This window comes from Serratia sp. CY83965 (genome assembly GCF_052166375.1).
GTDB classification, from domain to species: Bacteria; Pseudomonadota; Gammaproteobacteria; order Enterobacterales; family Enterobacteriaceae; genus Serratia; species Serratia marcescens.
The window spans coordinates 169,677-195,818 of sequence record NZ_JBJNOV010000009.1 but is presented as its reverse complement, the minus strand read 5'-3'; the positions used below and the strand labels follow the sequence as shown (position 1 = coordinate 195,818).

General features: G+C 60.3%; 27 protein-coding genes. 18 read left to right on the top strand and 9 right to left on the bottom strand.

Annotation, left to right across the window (positions count from 1 at the left end):
• Positions 1-61 precede the first annotated feature (61 nt).
• The 6 genes from ACJ8PL_RS17505 to ACJ8PL_RS17480 all read left to right on the top strand — a co-directional run bounded on the left by ACJ8PL_RS17505 (position 62) and on the right by ACJ8PL_RS17480 (position 7,556).
• The gene (locus ACJ8PL_RS17505) at positions 62-1,360 is read left to right on the top strand and encodes an adenylosuccinate synthase (RefSeq protein ID WP_004933663.1); all 1,299 of its coding nucleotides are present in this window, start codon (positions 62-64) and stop codon (positions 1,358-1,360) included.
• Positions 1,361-1,593: 233 nt separating this feature from the next.
• Positions 1,594-2,019, top strand: coding sequence for a nitric oxide-sensing transcriptional repressor NsrR (gene nsrR / locus ACJ8PL_RS17500; protein ID WP_004933660.1), 426 nt, complete (start codon positions 1,594-1,596; stop codon positions 2,017-2,019).
• A gap of 59 nt (positions 2,020-2,078) precedes the next feature.
• The gene (rnr, locus tag ACJ8PL_RS17495; protein WP_123867817.1) at positions 2,079-4,553 is read left to right on the top strand and encodes a ribonuclease R; all 2,475 of its coding nucleotides are present in this window, start codon (positions 2,079-2,081) and stop codon (positions 4,551-4,553) included.
• 61 nt (positions 4,554-4,614) lie between these two features.
• The gene (rlmB, locus tag ACJ8PL_RS17490; protein WP_004933653.1) at positions 4,615-5,346 is read left to right on the top strand and encodes a 23S rRNA (guanosine(2251)-2'-O)-methyltransferase RlmB; all 732 of its coding nucleotides are present in this window, start codon (positions 4,615-4,617) and stop codon (positions 5,344-5,346) included.
• Between the two features lie 116 nt (positions 5,347-5,462).
• Entirely contained in the window at positions 5,463-7,091 is a 1,629-nt protein-coding gene (locus ACJ8PL_RS17485; protein WP_016929355.1) for an isovaleryl-CoA dehydrogenase, read from the top strand.
• Between the two features lie 66 nt (positions 7,092-7,157).
• Complete coding sequence (locus ACJ8PL_RS17480; RefSeq protein ID WP_016929354.1) at positions 7,158-7,556, top strand: DUF350 domain-containing protein; 399 nt, start codon at positions 7,158-7,160, stop codon at positions 7,554-7,556.
• Here the strand turns inward: ACJ8PL_RS17480 and ACJ8PL_RS17475 are convergent.
• Positions 7,553-7,828 carry a DUF1471 domain-containing protein gene (locus tag ACJ8PL_RS17475; RefSeq protein ID WP_025305027.1) on the bottom strand — a complete coding sequence of 92 codons (276 nt, stop codon included), beginning with the start codon at positions 7,826-7,828 and terminating at the stop codon, positions 7,553-7,555. The genes ACJ8PL_RS17480 and ACJ8PL_RS17475 overlap by 4 nt on opposite strands.
• 123 nt (positions 7,829-7,951) lie before the next feature.
• A complete protein-coding gene (bsmA, locus tag ACJ8PL_RS17470) occupies positions 7,952-8,260 on the bottom strand; it encodes a biofilm peroxide resistance protein BsmA (RefSeq protein WP_016929352.1) in 309 nt (102 codons plus the stop codon).
• 127 nt (positions 8,261-8,387) lie between these two features.
• Here bsmA and yjfP point away from each other — a divergent pair, with 127 nt between their 5' ends.
• On the top strand, positions 8,388-9,140 hold the full coding sequence (gene yjfP / locus ACJ8PL_RS17465; protein WP_123867819.1) for an esterase: 753 nt from the start codon (positions 8,388-8,390) through the stop codon (positions 9,138-9,140).
• Between the two features lie 124 nt (positions 9,141-9,264).
• On the top strand, positions 9,265-9,639 hold the full coding sequence (locus ACJ8PL_RS17460) for a hypothetical protein (RefSeq protein WP_016929350.1): 375 nt from the start codon (positions 9,265-9,267) through the stop codon (positions 9,637-9,639).
• Between the two features lie 98 nt (positions 9,640-9,737).
• On the opposite strand, the gene ACJ8PL_RS17455 is transcribed toward ACJ8PL_RS17460, so the two are convergent.
• Both ACJ8PL_RS17455 and ACJ8PL_RS17450 read right to left on the bottom strand, forming a co-directional pair.
• Positions 9,738-10,004 (bottom strand): DUF1471 domain-containing protein, encoded by a 267-nt coding sequence (locus ACJ8PL_RS17455; protein WP_004933636.1) that lies wholly within the window; start codon positions 10,002-10,004, stop codon positions 9,738-9,740.
• 10 nt (positions 10,005-10,014) lie between these two features.
• Positions 10,015-10,221 carry a hypothetical protein gene (locus tag ACJ8PL_RS17450; protein WP_126186680.1) on the bottom strand — a complete coding sequence of 69 codons (207 nt, stop codon included), beginning with the start codon at positions 10,219-10,221 and terminating at the stop codon, positions 10,015-10,017.
• Positions 10,222-10,457: 236 nt separating this feature from the next.
• On the opposite strand from ACJ8PL_RS17450, the gene rpsF reads away from it, so the two are divergent.
• From rpsF to ACJ8PL_RS17425, 5 genes are all read left to right on the top strand, one after another.
• Complete coding sequence (rpsF, locus tag ACJ8PL_RS17445) at positions 10,458-10,856, top strand: 30S ribosomal protein S6 (RefSeq protein ID WP_004933634.1); 399 nt, start codon at positions 10,458-10,460, stop codon at positions 10,854-10,856.
• Positions 10,857-10,864: 8 nt separating this feature from the next.
• Entirely contained in the window at positions 10,865-11,182 is a 318-nt protein-coding gene (priB, locus tag ACJ8PL_RS17440; RefSeq protein WP_049233092.1) for a primosomal replication protein N, read from the top strand.
• 4 nt (positions 11,183-11,186) lie between these two features.
• Positions 11,187-11,414 (top strand): 30S ribosomal protein S18, encoded by a 228-nt coding sequence (gene rpsR, locus ACJ8PL_RS17435; protein WP_000135199.1) that lies wholly within the window; start codon positions 11,187-11,189, stop codon positions 11,412-11,414.
• A 39-nt stretch (positions 11,415-11,453) separates the two neighbouring features.
• Positions 11,454-11,906, top strand: coding sequence for a 50S ribosomal protein L9 (rplI, locus tag ACJ8PL_RS17430; RefSeq protein ID WP_004933629.1), 453 nt, complete (start codon positions 11,454-11,456; stop codon positions 11,904-11,906).
• A 111-nt stretch (positions 11,907-12,017) separates the two neighbouring features.
• Complete coding sequence (locus ACJ8PL_RS17425) at positions 12,018-12,371, top strand: DUF488 domain-containing protein (protein WP_016929349.1); 354 nt, start codon at positions 12,018-12,020, stop codon at positions 12,369-12,371.
• A gap of 3 nt (positions 12,372-12,374) precedes the next feature.
• On the opposite strand, the gene ACJ8PL_RS17420 is transcribed toward ACJ8PL_RS17425, so the two are convergent.
• Positions 12,375-13,049, bottom strand: coding sequence for an OapA family protein (locus tag ACJ8PL_RS17420; RefSeq protein ID WP_016929348.1), 675 nt, complete (start codon positions 13,047-13,049; stop codon positions 12,375-12,377).
• A 267-nt stretch (positions 13,050-13,316) separates the two neighbouring features.
• Between ACJ8PL_RS17420 and fklB the strand changes: the two genes are divergently transcribed.
• The gene (fklB, locus tag ACJ8PL_RS17415) at positions 13,317-13,937 is read left to right on the top strand and encodes an FKBP-type peptidyl-prolyl cis-trans isomerase (protein WP_004933618.1); all 621 of its coding nucleotides are present in this window, start codon (positions 13,317-13,319) and stop codon (positions 13,935-13,937) included.
• A 98-nt stretch (positions 13,938-14,035) separates the two neighbouring features.
• Here fklB and ACJ8PL_RS17410 read toward each other — a convergent pair whose 3' ends face one another.
• Entirely contained in the window at positions 14,036-15,988 is a 1,953-nt protein-coding gene (locus ACJ8PL_RS17410; protein ID WP_049300851.1) for a bifunctional 2',3'-cyclic-nucleotide 2'-phosphodiesterase/3'-nucleotidase, read from the bottom strand.
• Positions 15,989-16,243: 255 nt separating this feature from the next.
• Between ACJ8PL_RS17410 and cysQ the strand changes: the two genes are divergently transcribed.
• Positions 16,244-16,984, top strand: a complete 741-nt coding sequence (gene cysQ, locus ACJ8PL_RS17405) for a 3'(2'),5'-bisphosphate nucleotidase CysQ (RefSeq protein WP_004933611.1) — start codon at positions 16,244-16,246, stop codon at positions 16,982-16,984.
• Position 16,985: 1 nt separating this feature from the next.
• Here cysQ and ACJ8PL_RS17400 read toward each other — a convergent pair whose 3' ends face one another.
• Positions 16,986-17,543 carry a YtfJ family protein gene (locus ACJ8PL_RS17400; RefSeq protein ID WP_025159587.1) on the bottom strand — a complete coding sequence of 186 codons (558 nt, stop codon included), beginning with the start codon at positions 17,541-17,543 and terminating at the stop codon, positions 16,986-16,988.
• 330 nt (positions 17,544-17,873) lie between these two features.
• On the opposite strand from ACJ8PL_RS17400, the gene ACJ8PL_RS17395 reads away from it, so the two are divergent.
• Entirely contained in the window at positions 17,874-18,080 is a 207-nt protein-coding gene (locus ACJ8PL_RS17395) for a DUF1107 domain-containing protein (RefSeq protein ID WP_004933604.1), read from the top strand.
• A 69-nt stretch (positions 18,081-18,149) separates the two neighbouring features.
• Here ACJ8PL_RS17395 and ACJ8PL_RS17390 read toward each other — a convergent pair whose 3' ends face one another.
• Both ACJ8PL_RS17390 and msrA read right to left on the bottom strand, forming a co-directional pair.
• On the bottom strand, positions 18,150-19,481 hold the full coding sequence (locus tag ACJ8PL_RS17390; protein ID WP_004933603.1) for a hemolysin family protein: 1,332 nt from the start codon (positions 19,479-19,481) through the stop codon (positions 18,150-18,152).
• Positions 19,482-19,661: 180 nt separating this feature from the next.
• The gene (gene msrA, locus ACJ8PL_RS17385; RefSeq protein WP_086013601.1) at positions 19,662-20,300 is read right to left on the bottom strand and encodes a peptide-methionine (S)-S-oxide reductase MsrA; all 639 of its coding nucleotides are present in this window, start codon (positions 20,298-20,300) and stop codon (positions 19,662-19,664) included.
• Between the two features lie 307 nt (positions 20,301-20,607).
• Here msrA and tamA point away from each other — a divergent pair, with 307 nt between their 5' ends.
• On the top strand, positions 20,608-22,326 hold the full coding sequence (gene tamA, locus ACJ8PL_RS17380; RefSeq protein ID WP_249339672.1) for an autotransporter assembly complex protein TamA: 1,719 nt from the start codon (positions 20,608-20,610) through the stop codon (positions 22,324-22,326).
• Positions 22,323-26,141: an autotransporter assembly complex protein TamB gene (gene tamB / locus ACJ8PL_RS17375; protein ID WP_442531305.1), complete on the top strand. Its 3,819-nt coding sequence runs from the start codon at positions 22,323-22,325 to the stop codon at positions 26,139-26,141. The genes tamA and tamB overlap by 4 nt, the downstream gene beginning before the upstream one ends.
• Position 26,142: the final 1 nt, after the last annotated feature.

Below are 26,142 nucleotides of genomic sequence, written 5' to 3'. Positions count from 1 at the left end.
TGCTGAAAATCGAAAATTACGGTGGTAGAATCCATTTTTAAGCAATCGGTGATTTTGAAAAATGGGTAAGAACGTCGTCGTACTGGGCACCCAATGGGGTGACGAAGGTAAAGGCAAGGTTGTAGACCTGCTGACTGAACGGGCTCAATATGTTGTGCGCTACCAAGGTGGCCATAACGCTGGCCACACTCTGGTAATCAACGGTGAAAAAACCGTCCTTCATTTAATTCCTTCAGGTATTCTGCGTGAAAACGTCACCAGCATCATCGGCAACGGTGTTGTTCTGGCGCCGGACGCGTTGATGAAAGAAATGGGTGAACTCGAAGCGCGTGGCATCCCGGTACGCGAACGTCTGTTACTCTCTGAAGCTTGCCCGTTGATCCTGCCTTACCACGTTGCGTTGGATAACGCGCGTGAGAAAGCGCGCGGCGCGAAAGCGATCGGCACCACCGGTCGCGGCATCGGCCCGGCTTACGAAGATAAAGTGGCTCGTCGCGGCCTGCGCGTCGGCGACCTGTTCAACAAAGAAACCTTCGCCGTTAAGCTGAAAGAGATCGTCGATTACCACAACTTCCAGCTGGTCAACTACTACAAAGTTGACGCCGTCGATTATCAGGCGACGCTGGACTACGTGCTGTCTATCGCCGACATCCTGACCGCCATGGTGGTTGACGTTTCCGAACTGCTGGACGGCGCGCGCAAGCGTGGCGACCTGATCATGTTCGAGGGCGCTCAGGGTACCCTGCTGGATATCGACCACGGTACTTATCCGTACGTGACCTCTTCCAACACCACCGCCGGCGGCGTGGCTACCGGTTCCGGCATCGGCCCGCGTTATGTGGATTACGTGCTGGGCATCGTGAAAGCCTATTCCACTCGCGTGGGTGCAGGTCCGTTCCCAACTGAACTGTTCGATGAAACCGGCGAATACCTGTGCAAGCAGGGTAACGAGTTCGGCGCCACCACCGGCCGTCGTCGTCGTACCGGTTGGCTGGACGCGGTAGCGGTGCGCCGCGCCGTGCAGATTAACTCCCTGTCCGGCTTCTGCCTGACCAAACTGGACGTCCTGGACGGCCTGAAAGAAGTGAAGATCTGCGTGGGCTACCGCATGCCGGACGGCCGCGAAGTGGACACCACTCCGCTGGCGGCTGAAGGCTGGGAAGGCATTGAGCCTATCTACGAAACCATGCCGGGCTGGAGCGAAACCACCTTTGGCGTGAAAGAGCACAGCAAGCTGCCTCAGGCTGCGCTGAACTACATCAAGCGCATCGAAGAAGTGACCGGCGTACCGGTAGACATCATCTCTACCGGCCCGGATCGCAGCGAAACCATGATCCTGCGCGACCCGTTCGACGCATAATCAGGCTTTGCGGCATTAAACAAACCGGGCGCGTCCCGGTTTGTTTTTATCCTGACTCCCTCCGATTGCGGTTTCACGTCAAAAAATCCTTTCATAAACCCGCCTTAGGGCGCGGGATTCGCTAAATAATTAGCGACGAACTCTCCGGCTGGTTTATTATCCAATGAGTAATCTTTTGAATAGCGCCGAAAAGCGGCGTATCAGACGGGTAAAGTGATACCCAGAGGTAAGATGTGCAGTTAACAAGTTTTACTGATTATGGCCTGCGGGCGTTGATCTACATGGCCTCGTTGCCGCAGGACAAGATGACCAGCATCTCGGAAGTGACTGAGGTTTATGGCGTGTCTCGCAACCATATGGTGAAGATCATCAATCAGTTAAGCCGGGTAGGTTTTGTCACGGCGGTGCGCGGCAAGCATGGCGGCATACGTTTGGGCAAACCGGCCGAGAGCATTCGCCTCGGTGACGTGGTGCGGGCGCTGGAGCCGCTCGCGCTGGTTAACTGCAGCAGTGAGTTTTGCCACATTACCCCTGCCTGCCGCTTGAAGCAGGTGCTCCACCAGGGCGTACAGAATTTCCTTGAAGAGCTGGATAAGCATACGTTGGCCGACATGGTCGAAGACAATCCGCCGCTCTACAAGCTATTGCTTGTCGAATAAAACGACGTTGAGAAGACAAGGCTCAACGTCATCCTGCTGATGACAACGGAGGAACCGCAATGTCACAAGATCCATTCCTGGAACGAGAAGCAGAAAAATACGAATCCCCTATCCCCAGCCGTGAATATATCCTGGCCCATTTGGCGAAAAGAGAAACGCCGGCCAGCCGCGAAGAACTGGGCAACGAATTGGGCCTCAGCGGCGAAGAACAGCTGGAAGCGCTGCGCCGCCGCCTGCGCGCCATGGAGCGCGATGGCCAGTTAGTGTTTACCCGCCGCCAGTGCTACGCGCTGCCGGAACGTTTGGATCTGCTGCGCGGCACGGTGATCGGCCACCGCGACGGCTACGGCTTCCTGCGCGTTGAAGGCAGCAAAGACGATCTGTACCTGTCTGCCGAACAGATGAAAATGGCGATCCACGGTGACGTGGTGCTGGCGCAGGCCTTGGGCGCGGATCGCAAAGGGCGCCGCGAAGCGCGCATCGTGCGCGTGCTGGTGCCGAAAACCAGCCAGATTGTCGGCCGCTTCTTCATGGACGCCGGTACCGGCTTCGTGGTGCCGGACGACAGCCGTCTGAGCTTCGATATTCTGATCCCGGCGGACAGCGTCAGCGGCGCGCGCATGGGCTTTATGGTGGTAGTGGAGCTGACTCAGCGCCCGACCCGCCGCACCAAGGCGGTCGGCAAGATCGTCGAGATCCTCGGCGACAAGATGGGCACCAGCATGGCGGTGGACATCGCGCTGCGCACCCATGAGATCCCGCATACCTGGCCGCCGCAGGTGGAAAAACAGGTAGCCGATCTCAGCGAGCAGGTGCCGGAAGCGGCCAAGAAGGGCCGCGTCGATCTGCGCAAGCTGCCGTTGGTCACCATCGACGGTGAAGACGCGCGCGACTTCGATGACGCCGTGTACTGCGAGAAAAAACGCGGCGGCGGCTGGCGCCTGTGGGTGGCGATCGCCGACGTCAGTTACTACGTGCGTCCGCGCACCGCGCTGGACGATGAAGCGCGCAGCCGCGGCAACTCGGTGTACTTCCCGTCGCAGGTGATCCCGATGCTGCCGGAAGTGCTGTCCAACGGGCTGTGCTCCCTGAACCCGCAGGTCGATCGTCTGTGCATGGTGTGCGAAATGACCATCTCCGCCCAGGGGCGCCTGTCGACGGCCAAGTTCTACGAGGCGGTAATGAGCTCTCACGCCCGCCTGACCTACAACAAGGTGTGGCACATTTTGCAGGGCGATCAGGAGCTGCGCGAGCATTACCATCCGCTGGTCAAGCACCTGGAAGAGCTGCACGCCATGTACAAGGTGCTGGATAAGGCGCGCGCCGAGCGCGGTGGCATCGCGTTCGAAACCGAAGAAGCCAAATTCATCTTCAACGCCGAGCGTCGCATCGAGCGCGTGGAGCCGACGGTGCGCAATGACGCCCACAAGCTGATCGAAGAGTGCATGATCATGGCCAACGTGGCGGCCGCGCGCTTTGTCGAGAAACGCAACGAGCCGGCGCTTTACCGCGTGCACGATCGTCCGAGCGACGACCACATCTCCGCGCTGCGCAGCGTGCTGAGCGAGCTGGGGCTGACGTTGGGCGGCGGCAACAAGCCGCAGCCGAAGGACTATGCGGTGCTGATGGATGAAGTGTCCGAGCGCCCTGACCACGAAATGCTGCAAACCATGTTGCTGCGTTCGATGAAACAGGCGATTTACGATCCGGAAAACCGTGGCCACTTCGGCCTGGCGCTGGCGTCTTATGGCCACTTCACCTCGCCGATCCGCCGTTATCCGGATCTGGCGCTGCACCGCGCGATCAAATATCAGTTGGCCAAAGAACACGGCGAGCAGAAAGAGCGCTGGACGCCGACCGGCGGCTGGCACAGCGAATTCGAAGAGATGCTGCAGCTGGGTGAACACTGCTCGATGACCGAGCGCCGCGCGGACGAAGCGACGCGCAACGTCGCCGACTGGCTGAAGTGCGACTTCATGCAGGATCACGTCGGTGAAGTGTTCAGCGGCATCATCTCCAGCGTGACCGGCTTCGGCTTCTTCGTGCGCCTGAACGATCTGTTCATCGACGGGCTGGTGCACGTATCAACGCTGGATAATGATTACTATCGCTACGATAATATCGGCCAGCGCCTGATCGGAGAATCTTCCGGCACGGTCTATCGCCTGGGGGATACGGTGGAGATCCGCGTGGACGCGGTGCACATGGACGAGCGCAAGATCGATTTCGCACTGGTATCCAGCACCCGCAAAGCGCGCGGTGAAGGCAAAACCGAACGCGATCGCGCCAAGAAGGGCGGCCAGCGCACGCTGCGCGACAACGGTAGCGCGGGGCGCGGCAAGCGCCGCGGCGGCAAACCGCCGGCCAACTTCGAGCCGGACAGCGCCTTCCGCAAGCAGGATGACGCCAAGCCCGCGGACAACATGAAGAAGGCGAAGAAGAAAGCCAAGAAAGCGTCCGACAAAACGCGGAAAATCGCGGCGGCGACCAAAGCCAAGCGCGCAGCCAAGAAGAAAGGTGCCGAGCAGGCCTAACCTGCCGCACATCGTTATCATCGGCCGGTTATCGCCGGCCGCACGAATTTAAAAGAGCATCATGAGCGAAATTATTTACGGCATCCATGCCGTCAAAGCCCTGTTAGAGCGCGACCCGCAACGCTTCCTGGAAGTGTTTATTCTGAAAGGCCGCGAAGATCGCCGTCTGCAACCGCTGATCGCCGAGCTGGAAGCGACCGGCATCGTGATCCAGGTGGCGAACCGTCAATGGCTGGATGACAAGGTTGAAGGCGCGGTGCATCAGGGGATCATCGCCCGGGTGCGCGAAGGGCGCCAGTATCAGGAGAACGATCTGCCGGGCCTGCTGGAAAGCGTGGAGACGCCGTTCCTGCTGGTGCTGGACGGCGTGACCGACCCGCACAACCTCGGCGCCTGCCTGCGCAGCGCCGACGCGGCCGGCGTGCACGCGGTGATCGTGCCCCGTGACCGTTCCGCCCAGTTGAACGCCACCGCCAAGAAAGTGGCCTGCGGCGCCGCCGAAAACGTGCCGTTGATCCGCGTGACCAACCTGGCGCGCACGCTGCGTCTGCTGCAAGAGATGAACGTCTGGGTGGTGGGCACCGCCGGCGAAGCCGATCATACGCTGTATCAAAGCAAAATGACCGGCCCGATGGCGCTGGTGATGGGCGCGGAAGGCGAAGGCATGCGTCGCCTGACCCGCGAACACTGCGACGAGCTGATCAGCATCCCGATGGCTGGCACCGTCTCTTCGCTGAACGTGTCGGTCGCCACCGGCATCTGCCTGTTCGAAGCGGTGCGTCAGCGCGGCTGATTCTCCTGACGGGGGCGCTCTGCCCCCGTTAATTCCCTCTCTTGTGATCCCGCCTGCGGCAGAAATCTCTGCGCCGACCATACTTATCCCTGACGCTTTTTTCAGGGAGCACTCTCATGGTCTGGACTACGCACACCGTTTTTAACCAACCCAAGCCGCTGGGCAACAGCAACCTGTTTCTCTCCGATACGCCGCTGCGCGAAGCGTTGCAGCGCGAGCAAGGCGGTTGGGACGCCGAGGTATTGGCTTCGCTGGGCCAGCAGCTCGGCACGCAAGAGTCGCTGGAGCTGGGGCGCCTGGCCAACGCCAACCCGCCGGAGCTGCTGCGCTATGACGCCACCGGCCAGCGGTTGGACGACGTTCGCTTTCACCCCGCCTGGCATATTCTGATGCAGGGGCTGATCGCCAATCGGGTGCACAACCTGCCCTGGCAGGAGGATGCGCGCATCGGTTCCTTCGTGGCGCGCGCCGCGCGCTTTATGCTGCATGCGCAGGTCGAGGCCGGCACGCTGTGCCCGGTGACCATGACCTTCGGCGCCACGCCGCTGTTGCTGCAGGCGTTACCGGCGGAATTCCGTTCCTGGCTGACCCCGTTGCTGTCGGATCGTTATGACGCTCACCTGCTGCCTGGCGGGCAAAAGCGCGGTCTGCTGATCGGCATGGGTATGACAGAGAAGCAGGGCGGCTCCGATGTCTTGAGCAATACCACCACCGCCGCGCCGCTCGGCGCGCGTGGGCCGGGCGAAGCCTACCGGCTGGTGGGGCACAAGTGGTTCTTCTCGGTGCCGCAGAGCGATGCGCACCTGGTACTGGCGCAGGCCGAAGGCGGGCTGTCCTGCTTCTTCCTGCCGCGCATTTTGCCGGACGGCAGCCGCAACGCCATTCGTCTGGAGCGGCTGAAAGACAAACTGGGCAACCGCTCCAACGCCAGCAGCGAGGTGGAGTTTCAGGACGCCGCGGCCTGGCTGCTGGGCGATGAGGGCGACGGCGTGCGGCATATCCTGAAAATGGGCGGCCTGACCCGTTTCGACTGCTCGCTGGGCAGCCACGGCCTGATGCGCCGCGGGCTGTCGGTGGCGCTGTATCATGCGCTGCAGCGGCAGGCATTCGGTAAGCTGTTGATCGAACAACCGCTGATGCGTCAGGTTCTGGCGCGCATGGCGCTGCGGCTGGAAGGGCATACCGCGTTGCTGTTCCGGCTGGCTCGCGCCTGGGAAAGCCGCAGCAATGAGGGCGAGCTGATCTACAGCCGTCTGCTGACGCCGGCGGCCAAATACAGCATCTGCCGCCAGGGCATGCCGTTCATCGCCGAGGCGATGGAGGTGCTGGGCGGCATCGGTTACTGTGAGGAGAGCGAACTGCCGCGCCTGTATCGCGAGATGCCGGTGAACAGCATCTGGGAAGGTTCCGGCAACATCATGTGCCTGGACGTGTTGCGCAGCCTGCACAAATTGCCGGGCGCGCTTGAAATGCTGCAGTTCGAGCTGCAGCCGGTGCGCGGCCAGAATCGGTTGTTCGATCGCGCCTGGCGGCAGTGGCAGCAGCGCGCCCGGCAACCGAGTGAGGAGATGGGGCGGCTGCTCACTCAACAGCTGTTCGACCTGTGCTGCGCCGCACAGCTGCTGCAGCACGCCAGCCCGCAGATCGCCGATGCCTGGTGTCATCTGACGCTGGATCATCGCGGCGAGAGCCTGCTGTCGGCCGAGGTGTGCGAACTGCTGCTGAACCGCGCCATCGGCGGTTAGGGAAAAGGGTGGCGCGCGGCGGCGAAAACCTTTTTAATTCAGCCTCACTCTGACAGGAAAATGCACATGGATATTCTCAGCGCGTTGGCGGCGTTCGCCTCTTACTTCTTCAGCGGTTTCGCCATGATTTTGGTGTTTCTGTTCGTCTATACTCGCATCACCCCGCACGACGAATGGGCGTTGATCAAGGCCGATAATCAATCCGCCGCCTTTGCTTTTATCGGCGCCTGCCTGGGGTATGTGATCCCGCTGGCCAGCGCGGCGATCAACTCGATCAGCCTGCTGGATTACCTGCTGTGGGGCGTAGTGGCGCTGGTGGTGCAACTGCTGCTGTTCGCGGCCGTGAAGATCTACATGCCGCGCATCAGCGAAAAGATCGAAGCGAATCACCTGGCCGCCGGGATTTTCCTGGGGGGCGTCTCCGTTAGCGGCGGCGTGTTGAATGCGGCTTGCATGAGCTACTAAAGGTATAAGATGGCCGAGGCGCGCCAGCCAAGCGGGTGCGCCTGCTCTTCCATCCGCAGGATGCGGTAATAGCTGGCGCCGTGTTGGTCGGCGGTGCGGGCGATGGCCAGTTCCGCTTCCTGCGGCGAGCCGGGCAGATCGTTGAAGGTGATCTCGGCGATTTCACTGAGCGGCGTCACGCGATCGGCGGGCGCCAGCTCGGCGGACTGTGCGCCGGTGCTGAGCAATCCCATGGAAAGCAGGAGGGAGGTGAGTGCGGTGGAGCGTTTCATGGCGTTCCCCTTCGTCAGATCCTGAATCGACACCCGCAACATGCGGCATGCTGTCCCTCAGTGTGCAACACCCTTCTTCAGCCAGTGCAAAGCCAGTGTAAATCTGCTTAAACAATCCCCGCCTTAACGATACAGGAGCGCCTGGGAATACCATTGGCCCGGCACGACGGTTTCGCTGTTCATGATGATCACGTAATAACGGGCGCCGGCGGCGGTGGCCTTGCGCTGGATCTCCGCTTCCACGTCCATCGGGCTGCCGCGCACGACGGCGGTGACGGTGCCGATTTTCACCAGTTTGGCGGTCTGCGCGCGGACGATCTCCTGCGCCTGTGCGGTGGGCGGCGGCGGCGGTTTCGGCGTGGTGGTCATGATGCCGCAGGCGGAAAGCTGTGCGGCCAGCGTCAGGGCGATGAGTGTGCGGACAAACGTCATGGGAACCTCGAAAGAGCCGGTGCGATGGCTTCAGTGTAACGCAATATAAGCTGGAACAGATTGAGCTAACGCTGGCTGGCGCAAGTTTGTCATGATGAATGCCAACAGGTGAGTTGAGGATGAGCGGATGATTGAAATTCATGACGAGCGGGTGGGCGATATTGCGGTGATCCATGCGGTGCCGGCGGGGCAGTATCATCGGCCGCTGCCGACGGTGTTCTTCTGCCATGGTTATACCTCGTCGAAAGAGGTGTACGCCTACTTCGCCTATGCGCTGGCGCGCGCCGGTTTTCGGGCGGTGCTGCCGGATGCCGATCGGCACGGCGAGCGGTTCGACGGCGATGAGACGCGGCGCCTGGCGTCGTTCTGGGAGATCCTGCGCAGCAATATCGACGAACTGCCGCAGATCAAGGCGCATTTTGAGCGGCTTGGCCTGATAGCCGACGGACGCATCGGCGTCGCCGGCGCCTCAATGGGCGGCATGACCGCGCTCGGCGCCTTCGCGCGCTTCCCGTGGATCCGGGCGGCCGCCAGTCTGATGGGCTCAGGTTATTACCGTTCGCTGGCGCAAACGCTGTATCCGCCGTTGGACGAAGAGGGCGAGGCACTCTCGCCGGCGGCGTTTGCGGCGCGCACCGCCGTGCTGGCGGAATATGAGCTGGAGGGGCATTTGGAGACGATTGCCGGGCGGCCGCTGCTGCTGTGGCACGGCGAGGCGGACGACGTGGTGCCGGCGGCTGACAGCCAGCGTTTGGCGGCTGAACTGCGGCGGCAAGGCGCGGACGGTCGTTTGACATCGCTCATCGAATCGGGGGTGAAGCACCGCATCACGCCGCTGGCGCTGTCCGCCACGGCCGACTTTTTCCGCCGCGAACTGTGATGCGCCGACGGGCACGATGCATGGAATTGCGCCGCTCTGTGCGGGCTGTTTCGGGCATTGTTTCATGCATGTCGGAGGAGAATGTCAGCGTGAGTTCTTTCAGGGGCAGCAAGGAGCGGAGAGCATGATAAAGGGTATCAGCAATACGGCCGAGACAGCGCGCGGGCTGGCGGGAACGATGAAAGCGCGCGCCGAGCTTAACTCAGCGGCCTTCAGCGAGATGCTGGGGGCAGCCGACGGCAAGGCGCGGCAAAACAAGGCGCATCCGCTGTCGCGCATCACCGCGCAGACGGTGCAAAACATGACGGCGCTGTTCGCCTCCGCGCCGAAAGCGGCGGCCACGCAAACCGCGAAGGCCGGCTCGCTCTCCTTCGAGCAGCGGGCGACGCTGGAGGAAAGCGCCGAACTGCTGCAGGCACGGACAGACTATCTGCGGATGGCGCTGCAATTGCACAATCCGGGCAAGGCGTTCAGTGCGCCGACGTTGCTCAAACTGTGATGGGTGAGGAAGTGGAGCGCCCGACAGGCGGCGCTCCGGTGCGGACTGAACGGACTTTCTGATGAAGCCCTGGGATTTCCCTGGCGTGGCGCGTCTCTTTAGCGGTACAGCTCGGCGCTGACGTGCATCGTGCTGTTGTCGCCCGGTTCGTGCAGGGCGATGATGCGATAAGAGCTTGCGCCGCGTTGATCGGCGATTTTACTGACCTGGCTGCTGGCGTCGTCCGGCGAAACCACATTCTGGTTCAGGGTGACGAAGCCGACGCTTTGGCGTTGGTCGGCCTGGTGCGAGGTGATCTCCGTCGCGGCCATCACGTTGGCGGAGAACAGGGCGGCCAGCGCCGTCGCGAGAATAATGCGTTTCATAGTGCCTCTCTTACTTTTTGCCGTTACGGCCTGACAGCGAGTGTCGCTGCGGCAAAAAGTCATTTATCTGCATTGAATAACCTGGGATCTTTTTCGTCGCGCTGTCTGCGGCGGATATGGTTAATTTTAGTCCGTTGCCGGCGATTAAAAAGCGGGGTGTTTTGAAGGCATCTTTCAAAAAAAATGAAATAGATTTGTGACTCAGCGCTGATTTCATTGAAAGATTTTTGAAACTGATGGATCGGCGTACATAGGTTCACTCACGAGCAAATCGTGCTATTTCCCATAGCGCCTCGCATTAACGCGAATAAAACCCACGCAGTCCTTGAGTTTCCCGCCCTGCGTCAGTATGATTACGCGTCATTTTTCAGCCGCACACTAAACACGTTCCTTGCTTCCATGGGCCGCGGTTGACCCTGACAGGAGGCTGAATAATCCGTAAGGAGCAATTCGATGCGTCATTACGAAATCGTTTTTATGGTCCATCCTGACCAAAGCGAACAGGTTCCGGGCATGATCGAGCGTTACAGTGCTACCATCACTAACGCGCAAGGTCAGATTCACCGTCTGGAAGACTGGGGCCGCCGTCAGCTGGCTTATCCGATCAACAAACTGCACAAAGCTCACTACGTTCTGCTGAACGTTGAAGCGCCGCAGGAAGCGATCGATGAGCTGGAAACTAACTTCCGCTTCAACGACGCCGTTATCCGCAGCATGGTTATGCGCGTTAAGCACGCGGTAACTGAAGCATCTCCGATGGTTAAAGCGAAAGACGAACGTCGTGGCGATCGCCGCGAAGACTTCGCTAACGAAACCGCAGATGATGCAGATGCTGGGGATTCTGAAGAGTAATTGCCGCCGTGACGGCTAATCGTCTGGTTTTGTCGGGCACTGTGTGCAAGGCGCCGGTTCGAAAAGTGAGTCCTTCCGGGATACCGCACTGCCAATTTGTGCTAGAGCACCGTTCGCAGCAGATGGAAGCCGGATTCAGCAGACAAGCATGGTGCCGAATGCCCGTGGTTGTCAGCGGACAACAGTCACAAGCACTAACTCAAAGATTAACGGTCGGCAGTCAGATTACCGTGCAAGGCTTTGTAAGCTGCCATCAAGGGCGCAACGGGCTGAGCAAATTGGTTCTGCATGCCGAGCAGATTGAATTGATAGATTCTGGAGACTAGCCAAATGGCACGTTATTTCCGTCGTCGCAAGTTCTGCCGTTTCACCGCGGAAGGCGTTCAAGAGATTGACTATAAAGACATCGCTACGCTGAAAAACTACATCACCGAAAGTGGTAAAATTGTACCGAGCCGTATCACCGGTACTCGTGCAAAATATCAGCGCCAGCTGGCCCGTGCTATCAAGCGCGCGCGCTACCTGTCTTTGTTGCCGTACACTGATCGTCATCAGTAATCGGCCACTGTCCATTAACGACTTTGAGAGGATAAGGTAATGCAAGTTATTCTGCTTGATAAAGTAGCAAACCTGGGCAGCCTGGGTGATCAAGTTAACGTTAAAGCGGGCTACGCTCGTAACTTCCTGGTACCACAGGGCAAAGCTGTTCCTGCTACCAAGAAAAACGTTGAGTTCTTCGAAGCACGCCGTGCTGAACTGGAAGCCAAACTGGCTGACGTTCTGGCTGCTGCTGAAGCTCGCGCAACCAAGATCAACGAACTGGGTTCAGTCACCATCGCTTCCAAATCTGGCGACGAAGGTAAACTGTTCGGCTCTATCGGCACCCGCGACATCGCTGACGCAGTGACTGCGGCAGGCGTTGAAGTTGCCAAGAGCGAAGTTCGTCTGCCGAACGGCGTTCTGCGTACCACTGGCGAGCACGAAGTGCACTTCCAGGTACACAGCGACGTGTTCGCACAGCTGAATGTAGTTGTGGTTGCAGAAGCGTAATTTACGCTGCTGTTAACCCGGTTAAAACGCCAGCCTCGCGCTGGCGTTTTGCTTTTCTGCGCCTGGCAAAACGCGCTACGCTTGAAGACGGGATGAAAAGGAGAGCGTGCGATGGCAACGATTACGCTACAGCGGGTTTACGATTTCAGCGCGCCGGCGCCGGAACATTGTTATCTGATAGACCGGCTATGGCCGCGCGGCATCAGCAAAGAGCGGTTGACGGGCGTGCAGTGGTTGAAACAGGTGGCGCCGGATGACGAGCTGCGCAAGTGGTTCCATCAGCATACCGACCAGTGGGAAGCCTTTGAGACGCGATACCGCCAACAGCTGGCGGCCAACGACGCCTGGCAGCCGCTGGTGGCGCTGTTACGGCAGGGGCAAGCGCTGACGCTGCTGTATGGCAGTAAAGATACCGAGCACAACCAGGGCGTGGTGCTGCGCGAGTTTCTGCTGGCGCAGCTGTAGAGATTAGCGTTCCCGGCGGTAGCTGCCGTCGGCCTGGCGGCGGAACAGCGCCTGGCTATTGTCTGCCGTGGTGACCGACAGTGCGCTAATCACGCCGTTGGCGTCGCGTTCAATGCGCACTTCCTGGCCGGCTTTCATGTTGCTCAGCGGCTTGTCGCCGCCTTCCACCTGCGCCATGGCGAACACTTCATTCACCGGCAGATTGTTGTCGCGAAACAGTTGGGCCAGGGTCTGGCCGGGCTGGATCTGATAACGCTGCCAGTTGCCCGCCGGCGTCGGCTCATTGGCGGGCGTGGCGGCGCTTCCGCCGTTTTGCAGCTCGGCCTGCAGCGGCACGCTGGTTTCCTGCTGAGAGACCGGGAACGGCTGTCTTTCGGGCGAGTAGGGCCACAGCAACGCCAGCAGCAGGATGATGCCGAAGATCAGCACCCAGCGGCGGTGAAAGTAGGGCAGTGGTTCCATCCAATGGAAACCGTCCGGCAGATGCCAGACTTTAATCAGCAGCGCTTTGACCCGCTGCATTTTGTCGTTGGCCGACGGCGGCTCCGATGGCGGTTCCGCGCCTTCAGCCGTGGGTGCGGCGCCCGGTTTCAGGCGCTGGCTGATGTTCAGCCAGGTGCGCAGCAGCGGCTGGTAGATGCGGGTGGTTTTCCTTCTCCTGGGCGCGATTCTGCCCATGGTGACCTCTCTTCGACGGCGTAATAATCAGTGCGGCGCGTTAAACGCGTCGCCTGCCCGATATCCTGCCTTCAGTATAGTCCGCTAACTGATTGAAGTGAAAGGCGGCTGAGCGGCAGAGCCGGGGTTTGCGGCTGCGGGCGTTAACAGAAGGTTATTGTTTCTTTTTCTACGACAAAAGTCATCATTCTCCACACAAGATTTTACCCGGCATTGACGCGCTGTTATGCTGCGCTTTCGACTTTTTACAGACTTAAGGAAAACCCCATGACAACCCCTTCTTTTGACAGCGTTGAAGCGCAAGCAAGTTACGGGATTGGTTTACAGGTAGGCCAGCAGCTGCAAGAGTCCGGGCTGGAAGGTTTGCAACCGGAAGCTTTGCTGGCGGGTTTGCGTGACGCGCTGGAAGGGAATGCCCCGGCGGTTCCGGTAGACGTGGTGCACCGTGCGCTGCGTGAAATCCACGAGCGTGCTGACGCGGTGCGCCGCGAGCGCCAGCAGGCGATGGCGGTTGAAGGCCAGAAATTCCTGGACGACAACGCCAAGCGCGACGACGTGACGCTGACCGAGTCTGGCCTGCAGTTCTCCGTGCTGGAGCAGGGCAACGGCCCAATTCCGTCCCGTCAGGACCGCGTGCGGGTGCACTACACCGGTCGCTTGATCAACGGCGACGTGTTCGACAGCTCGGTTGAGCGCGGCCAGCCGGCGGAATTCCCGGTCAGCGGCGTGATCCCTGGCTGGATCGAAGCGCTGACCCTGATGCCGGTCGGTTCCAAATGGCAGCTGTATATCCCGCACAACCTGGCCTACGGCGAGCGTGGCGCAGGCGCGTCCATTCCGCCGTTCAGCGCGCTGGTGTTCGACGTCGAGCTGCTGGAAATCCTGTAATCCCACCGAGGATTGTTCTGGGCGCCTTCGTGGCGCCCTTATTTTATGCGCCGCGCAGGCGAGCGATGAATGGCCGGGCGCGCCGGCCATAAACCGCGTCACTTACCGCTTAAATCGATGCGATAAACCGCGAAGCCGATGCTGTCGCTGCCTGCGGCGCTCATCGGATATTGGGCGTGCGCTTTGACAAACCTTGTCGCTTTGTCCGAAGGCGAGGTCTCGAAGCGGATATCCAGCGGTTGCTGGCTGCTGAAGTTCGCCAAACGCCAGTTGTTGTCCGCCTGCGGGCGCACCGCGCCATGCCGCTGAGTTTCGGCGCTGATGTAGGCCGCCAGCACCGAGCGGTTTTCATCCGGCGAAGCGAAGGCGATATGTTTGTCGCCGGTGCCGGCAAACTTGCCGCCGTAGGCGCGGTAGTTGTTGGTGGCGACCAGGAAGGTGGCGTTCGGATCGATCGGCTTGCCGTTGAAGGTCAGCTGCTTGATACGCTCCGCCTTGTCGTTGATCAGTTGGCATTCGCCGTCGTAGCGCGCCGGCTGACTGACGTCGATCTGGTAGTTGACGCCGTCGATCACGTCGAAGTTATAGGTGCGGAAGCCGTCCCAGTTGATCAAGCCCTGCGGCTTGGCGCTGTTGACGTCGATCTGGTTGAACTGGCCGGCGGAGCACTCCAGCCACTCTTTCACCTCTTTGCCGCTCGCCTTCACCACCACCAACGTATTGGGGTAGAGATAGAGATCGGCGGCGTTGCGGAAGGTGAGCTGGCCTTTTTCCACTTCGACGAAGCTGGCGGGATCGTTCTTGCGGCCGCCGACCTTGAACGGCGCCGCCGCCGACAGCACCGGCAGATCGGCCAGATCCGGATCGCCCTGGATGTAATGTTCGACGTAGGCTTTCTGCGCATTGTTGACGATTTGCACCGTCGGATCGTCCTGCACCAGCGCCAGGTAGCTGTACATGTTGCCGTCGGATTTACCGATCGGCTGGCTGACGAACTCGCGCGTGCCTTTGTGATCGTCCGCCAATACCTTCACCAGCGCGGCATCTTCCGCCGCCAGCGATTTCTTGTTTTCTTTGTCGTAGATCGGCCGCGCTTCCGCGTTGGCGGCGGTCACTTTCCAGCTGCCGCCATCGTTGTTGAGCTGCAGGTCGACCACGCCGAGATGATCGCCCCATTGTCCCGGCATCACCGCCGGCACGCCGTTCAGCAGACCTTTGTCGATATCCGCGCCTTTGATGTTGGCAAAGTCCTTGCTCGGGAACACCGCATGAGCGTGGCCGAACATGATGGCGTCGATGCCCGGCACCTGGCTGAGGTAATAGACCGAGTTTTCCGCCATCGCCTTGTAAGGCTCGCTGGACAGCCCGGAATGCGGGATCGCCACCACCAGATCGGCGCCCTCTTTACGCATCTGCGGCACGTAGCGCTTGGCGGTGGCGGTGATGTCGTCCACCGTCACTTTGCCCTGCAGGTTGGCCTTGTCCCACACCAGGATCTGCGGCGGCACGAAGCCGATGTAGCCGATGCGCAGCGTATGCGCCTTGCCGTCGCGGTCTTTCACCGGCGTATCGACGATGATGTACGGCGTGAACAGCGGTTTTTGCGTTTTGGCGTCGATGACGTTGGCGTTGATATACGGGAATTTGGCGCCGGCGATGGCGTTCTTCAGGTAGTCCAGCCCATAGTTGAACTCATGGTTGCCGATGTTGCCGACGACGTAGTCCAGCGTGTTCATCGCCTTATAGACCGGGTGCACGTCGCCCGGTTTCAGCCCCTTGGCCGCCATGTAGTCGCCGAGCGGGCTGCCCTGAATGATGTCGCCGTTGTCCACCAACACCGCGTTGGCGGCCTGCTGGCGCGCCTGTTGGATCAGGCTGGCGGTGCGCACCAGGCCGAACTTGTCGGTCGGCGTGTCCTTGTAGTAATCGAAGTCCATCATATTGCTGTGCAGATCGGTGGTTTCCAGCACGCGCAGATCGACGGTGGCCGCTTGCGCGGAGGCGCACACCAGCAGCGCAAGCGCGGACAGCGTCAGTGGATGCTTCATCATTTGGGGTTCTCTCCATTCCATTATTCGAGTGTTATCGCAGAGGGAAATGTAATTAACATTGCTTGCCACAGCAAACTGTGAAGTGTGGCAGAAAACGGCGGCGGGTAACGCGGGGAAGTTCACAGTTGTGCCCAACAAGAACTGAGGAATTCCCGGGGCTTAGGCGGTTGAGATGGATATTCGGCGTAAAAAAAACTAGTCTGCTAGCAGAGACAGGGGGAAATTTCCCACGGAGATGCGGAGTTGAGGTGCATGATGTTAGAGCGAATTTGCCAACTGTCCCGCGAGGCGGGGGCGGCGATCATGGCGGTGTACGACGGTGAACAACCGCTTGATGTCGCACAGAAAAAAGATGATTCACCGGTGACGGCGGCCGATCTGGCGGCGCATCACATCATCAAGCGCGGCCTGGCGGCGCTGACGCCCGAGGTGCCGCTGCTGTCGGAAGAGGATCCGCCGGCGTGGGAAGAGCGCCGCAGCTGGACGCGTTACTGGCTGGTCGATCCGCTGGACGGCACCAAAGAGTTTTTGCACCGCAACGGCGAGTTCACGGTCAATATCGCCCTGATTGAAGACGGGCAGGCGGTGATGGGGGTGGTGTACGCCCCGGCGATCGACGTGTTGTATCTGGCGGAGCGCGGCAAGGCCTGGAAAGAAGAGAAGGGCGTGCGGCAGGCGATCGGCGTCAGCAACGCGCATCCGCCGCTGGTGGTGGTGAGCCGCTCGCATATCGACGACGAACTGAAAGATTATTTGCAGCAGCTGGGCGAGCACCAGACCGTGTCAGTCGGTTCCTCGCTGAAGTTCTGTCTGGTGGCGGAAGGCAAGGCGCAGCTCTATCCGCGCTTCGGGCCGACCAACATTTGGGATACCGCCGCAGGGCATGCGGTGGCGGTGGCCGCCGGGGCGCAAATTCACGATTGGCAGGGTAAGCCATTGCTCTATACCCCGCGTGAATCTTTCCTCAACCCCGGCTTCCGGGTGTCGCTGTTCTGAGTTAGTTCGCCAACAACTGGTGCAGTTTGGACATCACCTGCTGCACCTCTTCCGGCGTCAGCGCGCCGTCTTTGGCGAACTGGATGCGCCCTTGCTTATCCAGCACCACGATGGCGGAGCCTTTCGGCTGCAGATCCCAGGCTTTGCGCACGTTGCCGTCGCTGTCGACGATAAACTGCGACCATGGGAACTCCTTCTTGCTGTCTTCAATGCTGCTGCGCACGAACATCGCCGTGCCCATCAGGGCATCGTCGGTGTTGACGATTGTCGTCGTTTGGTAACGATCGTGTGGTAGCTTCGCTTTCTTGATCGCTTCAATCAGTGGGTCGTTCATGTCTTTGGCGGAGCTGCGGCCGGCAATATGTTGTATCACTCGCACTTTTCCACTGAGCTGCGCGCTGTTCCAGTTTTGGTAGCTAAAATTACCGTCGGCGTAATTGAGCTCTCCTTTGTCGCTGACGCCGACCGGCGCCACGCGCTGCTGGAGCTGGAAGTTGTGCGCGGAAGCGAAAAGCGGGGCGAGCAGCAGGGATACCATCAGCATGCGACTTGTTTTCATGCTTTCTCCTTGTAATGGGGGGAATTTGTGCGACAGCACTTCGACAGCCTAAAGCATAGGATGTGATAAGAGGTCTGTCCTGTTAACCGGATCGCAGATTTTCCCTTGGTTCGCTAATCATCAGATTTTGAAGGGATATCCTGAAAACGTTATAAATTATCATATACAATTCTGTCAAAAAGTGTAAATCCAGCGTAGAAATCCGGGCAGAAGTGAACGTTCTGGTCTTTACTGGGTCTACTACATGCAATCAAGTTGCGTTCTGAATTTCGAGGCTGCCACCTTTGGCGGCTCGCTGAGCGCATGGATCAACGGGAGGAGCGTAAAAGAATGAGAATCTTCCAGCGTTATAACCCTTTGAAAGTGGCAAAGTACGTTAAGACCCTGTTTCGGGGAAGGCTGTATATCAAGGACGTGGGCGCATTTGAATTCGACGAGGGGAAAATCCTGCCGCCGAAGATTCGCGACAAGCGCCATTTCAGCGTGATGTCTGAAGTGAACCGTCAGGTGCTGCTGTTGCAGACCGAGATGGGGTGAACACCTCGCTGACAGCGGTAAAAAAAATGCGGCCCCGATGGGGCCGCTGATGTTTTTGTCTTACCGCCGTCAGGCCGCAGGCGTGTCGTCCGGCGCTTTCGGCAGCACCGCCGCCGGTTTGTCGCTCAGCCGGGTGACCAGCAGCTGGTCTATCTTGTAGCTGTCGATATCCACCACTTCGAACTTGTAGCCGGCGTATTTGACGAAGTCGGTGCGTTTCGGGATCTTGCGCAGCATGTACATCATAAAGCCGCCGATGGTTTCGTAGTTGCCCGCTTGCGGGAACTCGTCGATGTCCAGCACGCGCATCACGTCGTCGATCGGCGTGCCGCCTTCAATCAGCCATGAGCTTTCGTCGCGCGCCACGATCTGCTCTTCCTGGCCCTGGCCGACCAGATCGCCCATCAGCGTGGTCATCACGTCGTTAAGCGTGATGATGCCCACCACCAACGCATATTCATTGAGGATCACCGCGAAGTCTTCGCCGGCGGTTTTGAAGCTTTCCAGCGCTTCGGACAGCGTCAGCGTATCCGGCACGATCAGCGCCGAGCGGATCTGCACGCCGCTGCTCAGCACCAGGCTCTGGTTGCCCAGCACGCGGTTCAGCAGGTCTTTGGAATCGACGTAACCCACCACCTGATCGATATGGCCGTCGCACACCAGGAACTTGGAGTGCGGATGGGTCGAGACCTTCTCCTTGATGCTCTCTTCGCTTTCGCGCAGATCGAAGTACACCACGCTTTCGCGCGAGGTCATCGAAGACGGCACGGTGCGCGACTCCAGTTCGAACACGTTTTCAATCAGCTCGTGCTCCTGCTTGCGCAGCACGCCCGCCAGGGCGCCGGCTTCCACCACCGCGTAGATGTCATCGGAGGTGATGTCGTCCTTACGCACCATCGGCAGCTTGAACATGCGGAAGATCAGGTTGGCCATGCCGTTGAAGAACCACACCAGCGGGCGGAAGATCATGATGGAGAAACGCATCGGGTTGATGATCCGGACGGCGACCGTCTCTGGTGCAATCATACCGATGCGCTTCGGGGTCAAATCGGCGAACAGGATAAACAGGCTGGTCACCAGCACGAAAGAGCAGATGAAGCTGACCTGTTCCGCCAATTCGGGCGACAGGAAACGATCGAACAACACCTTGAAGGTGGGAGAGAAAGCCGCGTCGCCCACGATACCGCCGAGGATGGCCACGGCGTTCAGGCCGATCTGCACCACGGTGAAGAAGATGCCAGGGGTTTCTTGCAGCTTGAGCACTCTGGCGGCGTTGACGTTACCTTCGTCAGCCATCAGCTTCAGTTTGATCTTGCGCGAGGCGGCCAGAGAGATTTCCGACAGTGAGAAGAACGCACTCACCGCGATCAGAAAAAGAATCAGTAAAATACTGTTTAACATAATCTATCCATACGTGCCGACGGGATGACGGCGCTCTTGAGGAAGGGTAGTACATAGTAAAAAAAGCAGCGATAACAACCAGAAGGGAAGCTATCGGGCCGCAGAAGCGGCCCGCATAGTATAGCAGTTGCCCCACAGGGGCCGCCAGCGGTTAAAAAAGTGCCGCCGGCCGGCATCAAATCAGCCCTGCGGCGGCAGGCAAACGCCGATGCCGCCCAGCCCGCAGTAGCCTTCCGGGTTCTTGTACAGGTACTGTTGGTGATCGTCTTCCGCGTAATAGAACGGCAGCGCCGGCGCGATCTCGGTGGTGATGACGCGCTTGTCGCCCGCCGCGTCCATCGCCTGCTGGAAGCGTTGCAGGCTGCTTTCCGCCTCGGCCTGCTGCTCAGGGCTCAGCGTATAAATCGCCGAGCGGTACTGCGTGCCGACGTCGCCGCCCTGGCGCATGCCCTGCGCCGGATCGTGATTTTCCCAGAACAGCTGCAGCAGCTGTTTGTAGCTGACGATCTGCGGATCGAACACCACGCGCACCACTTCGGCGTGGCCGGTCTGGCCGCTGCACACTTCGCGGTAGGTCGGGTTCGGCGTATAGCCGCCGCTGTAGCCGGCGGCGGTGCTGTAGACGCCCGGCTGTTGCCAGAACAGACGCTCAACGCCCCAGAAACAGCCCATGGCGAAGATCGCCACGTCCATGCCTGCCGGCACCTGGGTCATCGAGTGCTCGGTGACCACGTTGAGCGTTGCGACAGGCATTGGCGTGGTGCGGCCAGGCAGCGCGCTTGCCTTATCGACGGTTTGTGATTTATCAAAAAATGGCACCACGGTTGACTCCTGTTGTCACAGTAAGAATTGACCCTACATGGCGGTGGTTCGGTTGTATCTCACCGCGTCTTTGCCCACAATAAGCGGCAAGTTGGATTTTGTATAAGCTTAACGCAGTATTTTGAGCGCCAAAAGTGAAGAATTCGCCTGTTGCGCGGCGGTGGCAAAGCGCGGCGGGCGGCGTCCGGAATAAGGTTGAAGAGGGCTGCCGTCATGATAGCGCGGAGTCTGCCCTGGCCCCGGAGCGAACACCATAACAGGACAGTAAAATCAATAAGGAGAACACGTGCCAAAGTACCCGGTCATGTGCTTGATATCTGTGTTGCTTGCGGCACCTGCAGCCTATGCGGCCAACGTGCGGCTGCAGGTGGAGGGGTTAAGCGGAGAGTTGGAAAAAAACGTCCGGGTGCGGCTGTCGTCGATCACGCCTGAAGAGGTTGGCACCGACGGCCGCTTCCGCGCGCGGGTGGATGAGGCGGTGCGCCAGGGGCTGCGCGCGCTCGGCTATTACCAGCCGACCATCGAGTTTACGCTGGACGATCGGCCGGGGATGTCGCGCCCGGTGCTGCACGCCAAGGTCAATCCGGGCGAGCCGGTGCGCATTGCCGGCGCCAACATCGTGCTGGAGGGCGGCGCAAAGACCGATGAGGACTACCTGACGCTGGTAAAGAAGGGGCGGCCGACCATCGGCGAGATCCTCAACCACGGCAAGTATGACAGTTTCAAAGGCTCGCTGACCGGCCTGGCGCTGCGCAAAGGCTACTTCGACGCCGATATGACCAAAAGCCAGCTCGGCGTGGCCGAAGATCTGCACAAGGCGTTTTGGGATATCGATTTCAACAGCGGCGAACGTTACCGCTTCGGCAAGGTGAAATTCACCGGTTCGCAAATTCGCGAAGACTATCTGCAAAATCTGGTGCCCTTTCATCAGGGGGATTACTACAGTTCGGAGGATTTGGCCGAGCTGAATCGCCGTTTGTCCGCCACCAACTGGTTTAACTCGGTGGTGGTGTCCCCTGATTTCAACGATGCCAAAGAGAACAAGATTTTGCCGTTGGACGCGCTGGTGACGCCGCGCACGCGCAACACCGTCGAAACCGGTATCGGTTATTCCACCGACGTCGGCCCGCGGGTGAAAGGCACCTGGAAAAAGCCCTGGCTCAACGATCGCGGGCATAGCCTGGAAACCAGCGCCAGCGTGTCGGCGCCGGAGCAGCAGCTGGATCTGACCTATAAGATCCCGTTGCTGAAGAATCCGCTGGAGCAGTATTACCTGCTGCAGGGCGGGCTCAAGAACGTCGATCTTAACGACACCAAATCCGTGACCTCCAAAGTGGTGGCCTCGCGCAACTGGGATCTCTCCAGCGGCTGGCAGCGGGCGATCAACCTGACCTGGCGCTGGGATAACTTTACCCAGGGCAACGTCAGCAATACCACTATGCTGCTGTACCCCGGCGTCAGCTTCAACCGCACCCGTTCGCGCGGCGGGCTGATGCCGACCTGGGGCGACAGCCAGCGCTATTCCATCGACGTGTCCGACACCTCCTGGGGCTCCGGCGTGGACTTCGCGCTGATGCAGGCGCAGAACGTCTGGATCCGCACTCTGGCCGACAAGCACCGTTTTGTGGCGCGCGGGCAGGTGGGCTGGATCGAAACCAACGACTTCGACAAGGTGCCGCCGGATCTGCGTTTCTTCGCCGGCGGTGACCGCAGCATTCGCGGCTACAAGTACAAAGACATTTCGCCGCGCGGCGACGACGGCAAGCTGACCGGCGCCTCCAAGATGCTGACCGGCTCGCTGGAGTACCAATACAACGTGACCGGCAAATGGTGGGGGGCGATGTTCGTCGATTCCGGTGAAGCGGTGAACGATATCAAGCAGAGCAACTTCAAGACCGGCGCCGGCGTAGGCGTGCGCTGGCAGTCGCCGGTGGGGCCGGTGAAGCTGGATATCGCCGCGCCCGTGGGGGACAAGGACACCCACGGGATGCAGTTCTACATCGGTTTGGGGCCTGAACTATGAGCCTGATTAAAAAGATTTGCCTTGGATTTCTGGTCGTCCTGCTGTTGCTGATCGGCGGCCTGGCCTTCCTGGTGGGGACCACCACCGGTTTGCATATGGTCATCAACGGCGCGGCGCGCTGGGTGCCGGGGCTGGAGATCGCCGGCGTCAGTGGCGGCTGGCGCGATCTGACGCTGAAGGGCGTGAAGTATCAGATGCCGGGCGTGACGGTCAACGCCGGGCAATTCCATCTGTCCCTCGATCTCTCCTGCTTTAAACGCAGCTCGCTGTGCGTTAACGCCTTGACCGCTCAGGACGTGGACGTGGCGGTGAACACCAAAGAGATGGCGCCCTCCGCGCCGGTGGAGGAGAGCAGTGAGCCGACCACCAATCTCAGCACCCCTTATCCGATCACCCTGCGCCTGTTGGCGCTGAATAACGTCAAGGTCACCGTCGACGATACCGCCATCTCTCTGGCCGAGTTCCGCACCGGCGCGCAGTGGCAAGAGCGCGCGCTGACGCTGATGCCGACCAAGATCGGCTCGTTGCTGATCGCCTTGCCGAAAACGCCGCAAAATCCGTTGCCGGAAGCGGTGCAACCGGCGGTCGAGGTGGCGAAAAAGGTCGGCGAGCAGGTCACCGACGCGGCGAAACCGGCGCCGCAGCCGGAAGAGAAGCCGCTCGGCGAAACGCTGAAGGAACTGTTCGCCAAACCGCTGTTGCCGGATCTGCCGGACATCCGCCTGCCGCTGGATATCACCGTGAAAGAGATCAGCGGCGAACAGCTGCGCTTGACCGGCGATACCGACGTGCTGATCACGAGCCTGTTGCTGCAGGCCAGCACGCAGGATCAGCATATCCAGCTGGACAATTTCGACGTGAAGTCGCCGCAGGGCACGCTGTCGGTGCAGGGGCAGGCGACCCTGACCGGTGACTGGCCGGTGGCGCTGACCGCCAACAGCGCGTTGAACATTGACCCGCTGAAGGGCGAGAAGGTGAAACTGAACATCGGCGGCGGGTTGCGCGACGAGCTGAAGGTCGCGCTGAACCTGTCCGGCCCGGTCGGCGCCCAGCTCGATGTGCAAACTCGGCTGGCCGAAGCTGGCCTGCCGCTGGTGCTGACGCTGCAGAGCAAACAGCTGAAATGGCCGCTGAGCGGCGAGGCGCAGTACCAGGTCAACGATTTCCGCCTGCGCTTTAACGGCAAGGCGACCGATTACGCGCTGTCGACGCGCGCCAATCTGAAAGGCCAGGATCTGCCGCCGGCGGTGCTGACGCTGGACGGCAAAGGCAACGTCGAGCAGTTCAAGCTGGAGCGCCTGCGGCTGGCGGCGCTGCAGGGCAATACCGATCTCACCGCGCTGGTGGACTGGAGCAAGGCCATCAGCTGGACCTCGCAATTGACGCTGAGCGGCATCAATACCGCCAAGCAGTGGCCGGAATGGCCGGCGAAGCTGGATGGCAAGATCACCACGCGCGGCAGCCTGCACGGCGGCAGCTGGCAGCTGCAGGTGCCGGTGCTGCAGCTGGACGGCAATGTGAAGCAGAATAAGGTCACGGCGCGCGGCACGCTGAGCGGCAATGCCGCCGGGCAGTGGAAAATCCCCGGCATCGATCTGACGCTGGGGCGCAACCAGCTGAACGTCAAAGGGCAGCTGGACGAGAAGAGCTGGAACCTGGACGCCAACATCGACGCGCCGCGTCTGGACGGCGCGCTGCCGGGCCTCGGCGGCACCGCCAAAGGGCTGTTGAAACTGCGCGGCAATCTGCAGGCGCCGCAGCTGCTGGCGGATTTGACCGCTTCCGGCTTGCAGTGGCAGGCGCTGCGCATCAACCGCGTGAAGATCGACGGCGACGTGCGCTCGACGGATCAGATTCAGGGGCAGTTGGCGGTACGTGTCGAGCAGCTGAAGCAGGACGCGCTGGAGGTCAGCCTGCTGACCCTCGACGCCAAGGGCAGCGAGAAGCAGCACCAACTGCAGTTGAAGATCGACGGCAAACCGGTCTCCGGCCAGCTGGCGCTGCAGGGCAGCTTCGATCGTCAGCAGCAGCGCTGGCGCGGCAATTTGAACAATACCCGCTTCGATACGCCGGTAGGGGAGTGGCGCCTGACGCGCGCCATCGCGCTGGACTACCTGAACGCCGAGCAGAAAGTCAGCGTCGGGCCGCACTGTTGGCAGAACCCGAACGCCGAGCTGTGCGTGCCAAAGACCATTGAAGCCGGCCAGAGCGGCCAGGCCAGCGTGGTGCTCAACCGGTTCGATCTGGCGATGATCAAGCCGTTCCTTGGCCCGGAAACCGCCCTGAGCGGCGTGTTCACCGGCCGGGCCGACGTCAGCTGGAAGCCGGGCGGCGCGCTGCCGGAGGCGAAAGTCACGCTCGCCGGCAACGGCGTCAAGGTGGTGCAGCAGGTGCAGGGCAACGCGTTGCCGATCGCCTTCGATGCGCTGACCCTCAACGCCGGCCTGAACAACGGCCGCGCGCAGGCCGACTGGCGGATCAAACTGACCAACAACGGCCAGTTCGACGGCAATATCCAGGTGGCGGATCCGCAGGTGCGGCGCACCATCAGCGGCAACGTCAATATCACCAACATCTCGCTGGCGCTGATCAACCCGGCGCTGATGAAGGGCGAAAGCGCGGCGGGCATGCTGAACGCCAACCTGCGTCTGGGCGGCAGCGCGCAGAAGCCGCTGGTGTTCGGGCGTCTGGCGTTGGATCGGGCGAAGGTGCAGGGGCACTGGATGCCGTTCGATATGACCGACGCGCGGCTGGCGGTGAATTTCAACGGCATGACCTCGACGCTGGAAGGGCTGCTCAGCACCACGCGCGGCCAGCTGAATCTGGCGGGCGATGCCGACTGGCGTGACATCAACGCCTGGCGCGCGCGCATTGCCGCCAAGGGTGACAAGCTGCGGGTGACGGTGCCGCCGATGATCCGCATCGACGTATCGCCGGATCTGGTGTTCGAAGCCACGCCGCAGCTGTTCTCGCTCAACGGCAAGGTCGACATTCCCTGGGCGCGCATCACGGTGCAGGAGCTGCCGGAAAGCGCGGTGGGCGTCTCTTCCGACGAAGTCATGCTGGACGATCAGCTGAAGCCGATTCAACCGAAGACCGCCTCGATCCCGATCAACAGCAACCTGATGATCCACGTCGGCAACGACGTGCGGCTGGACGCCTTTGGCCTGAAAGCCCGTTTGAAGGGCGATTTGAAAGTGGTGCAGGACAAGAAAGGGCTGGGCCTCAACGGCCAGATTGACATCCCTTCCGGTCGCTTCCATGCTTATGGTCAGGATTTGATCGTGCGTAAAGGGCAGCTGATGTTCTCCGGCCCGCCGGATCAGCCGCTGCTCAATATCGAAGCGATCCGCAACCCGGAATCCACCGAGGACGACGTGACCGCCGGCGTGCGCGTGACCGGCCTGGCGGATGCGCCGAAGCTGGAAGTGTTCTCCGATCCGGCCAAATCGCAACAGGAAGCCCTGTCTTATCTGCTGCGCGGCCAGGGCTTGAACAGCTCCGGCGCCGACGGCAACGCCATGACGTCGATGTTAATCGGCATGGGGGTTGCACAAAGTGGTCAACTTGTGGGTAAAATCGGCGAGGCATTCGGCGTGAGTAATTTGGCTCTGGACACCCAAGGGGTTGGCGACAATTCCCAGGTTGTCGTGAGCGGCTATGTCCTCCCAGGCTTACAAGTAAAATATGGGGTGGGCATTTTCGACTCGCTGGCCACGCTGACGTTGCGTTATCGCCTGATGCCTAAGTTGTATCTTGAAGCGGTGTCTGGTCTCGACCAGGCATTAGATTTGCTCTATCAGTTTGAGTTTTAGC

What these genes read in the sequence shown, in the direction of transcription:
- ACJ8PL_RS17455 (WP_004933636.1), bottom strand. Translation starts at nt 10,004, where the DNA reads ATGAAACGCATTATTCTCGCGACGGCGCTGGCCGCCCTGTTCTCCGCC.
- ACJ8PL_RS17485 (WP_016929355.1), top strand. Translation starts at nt 5,463, where the DNA reads ATGGTCTGGACTACGCACACCGTTTTTAACCAACCCAAGCCGCTGGGC.
- ACJ8PL_RS17425 (WP_016929349.1), top strand. Translation starts at nt 12,018, where the DNA reads ATGGCAACGATTACGCTACAGCGGGTTTACGATTTCAGCGCGCCGGCG.
- tamB (WP_442531305.1), top strand. Translation starts at nt 22,323, where the DNA reads ATGAGCCTGATTAAAAAGATTTGCCTTGGATTTCTGGTCGTCCTGCTG.
- ACJ8PL_RS17475 (WP_025305027.1), bottom strand. Translation starts at nt 7,828, where the DNA reads ATGAAACGCTCCACCGCACTCACCTCCCTCCTGCTTTCCATGGGATTG.
- bsmA (WP_016929352.1), bottom strand. Translation starts at nt 8,260, where the DNA reads ATGACGTTTGTCCGCACACTCATCGCCCTGACGCTGGCCGCACAGCTT.
- rlmB (WP_004933653.1), top strand. Translation starts at nt 4,615, where the DNA reads ATGAGCGAAATTATTTACGGCATCCATGCCGTCAAAGCCCTGTTAGAG.
- rplI (WP_004933629.1), top strand. Translation starts at nt 11,454, where the DNA reads ATGCAAGTTATTCTGCTTGATAAAGTAGCAAACCTGGGCAGCCTGGGT.
- cysQ (WP_004933611.1), top strand. Translation starts at nt 16,244, where the DNA reads ATGTTAGAGCGAATTTGCCAACTGTCCCGCGAGGCGGGGGCGGCGATC.
- rnr (WP_123867817.1), top strand. Translation starts at nt 2,079, where the DNA reads ATGTCACAAGATCCATTCCTGGAACGAGAAGCAGAAAAATACGAATCC.
- ACJ8PL_RS17395 (WP_004933604.1), top strand. Translation starts at nt 17,874, where the DNA reads ATGAGAATCTTCCAGCGTTATAACCCTTTGAAAGTGGCAAAGTACGTT.
- ACJ8PL_RS17460 (WP_016929350.1), top strand. Translation starts at nt 9,265, where the DNA reads ATGATAAAGGGTATCAGCAATACGGCCGAGACAGCGCGCGGGCTGGCG.
- ACJ8PL_RS17420 (WP_016929348.1), bottom strand. Translation starts at nt 13,049, where the DNA reads ATGGGCAGAATCGCGCCCAGGAGAAGGAAAACCACCCGCATCTACCAG.
- yjfP (WP_123867819.1), top strand. Translation starts at nt 8,388, where the DNA reads ATGATTGAAATTCATGACGAGCGGGTGGGCGATATTGCGGTGATCCAT.
- ACJ8PL_RS17480 (WP_016929354.1), top strand. Translation starts at nt 7,158, where the DNA reads ATGGATATTCTCAGCGCGTTGGCGGCGTTCGCCTCTTACTTCTTCAGC.
- rpsF (WP_004933634.1), top strand. Translation starts at nt 10,458, where the DNA reads ATGCGTCATTACGAAATCGTTTTTATGGTCCATCCTGACCAAAGCGAA.
- ACJ8PL_RS17400 (WP_025159587.1), bottom strand. Translation starts at nt 17,543, where the DNA reads ATGAAAACAAGTCGCATGCTGATGGTATCCCTGCTGCTCGCCCCGCTT.
- ACJ8PL_RS17450 (WP_126186680.1), bottom strand. Translation starts at nt 10,221, where the DNA reads ATGAAATCAGCGCTGAGTCACAAATCTATTTCATTTTTTTTGAAAGAT.
- ACJ8PL_RS17410 (WP_049300851.1), bottom strand. Translation starts at nt 15,988, where the DNA reads ATGATGAAGCATCCACTGACGCTGTCCGCGCTTGCGCTGCTGGTGTGC.
- fklB (WP_004933618.1), top strand. Translation starts at nt 13,317, where the DNA reads ATGACAACCCCTTCTTTTGACAGCGTTGAAGCGCAAGCAAGTTACGGG.
- tamA (WP_249339672.1), top strand. Translation starts at nt 20,608, where the DNA reads ATGTGCTTGATATCTGTGTTGCTTGCGGCACCTGCAGCCTATGCGGCC.
- ACJ8PL_RS17505 (WP_004933663.1), top strand. Translation starts at nt 62, where the DNA reads ATGGGTAAGAACGTCGTCGTACTGGGCACCCAATGGGGTGACGAAGGT.
- rpsR (WP_000135199.1), top strand. Translation starts at nt 11,187, where the DNA reads ATGGCACGTTATTTCCGTCGTCGCAAGTTCTGCCGTTTCACCGCGGAA.
- ACJ8PL_RS17390 (WP_004933603.1), bottom strand. Translation starts at nt 19,481, where the DNA reads ATGTTAAACAGTATTTTACTGATTCTTTTTCTGATCGCGGTGAGTGCG.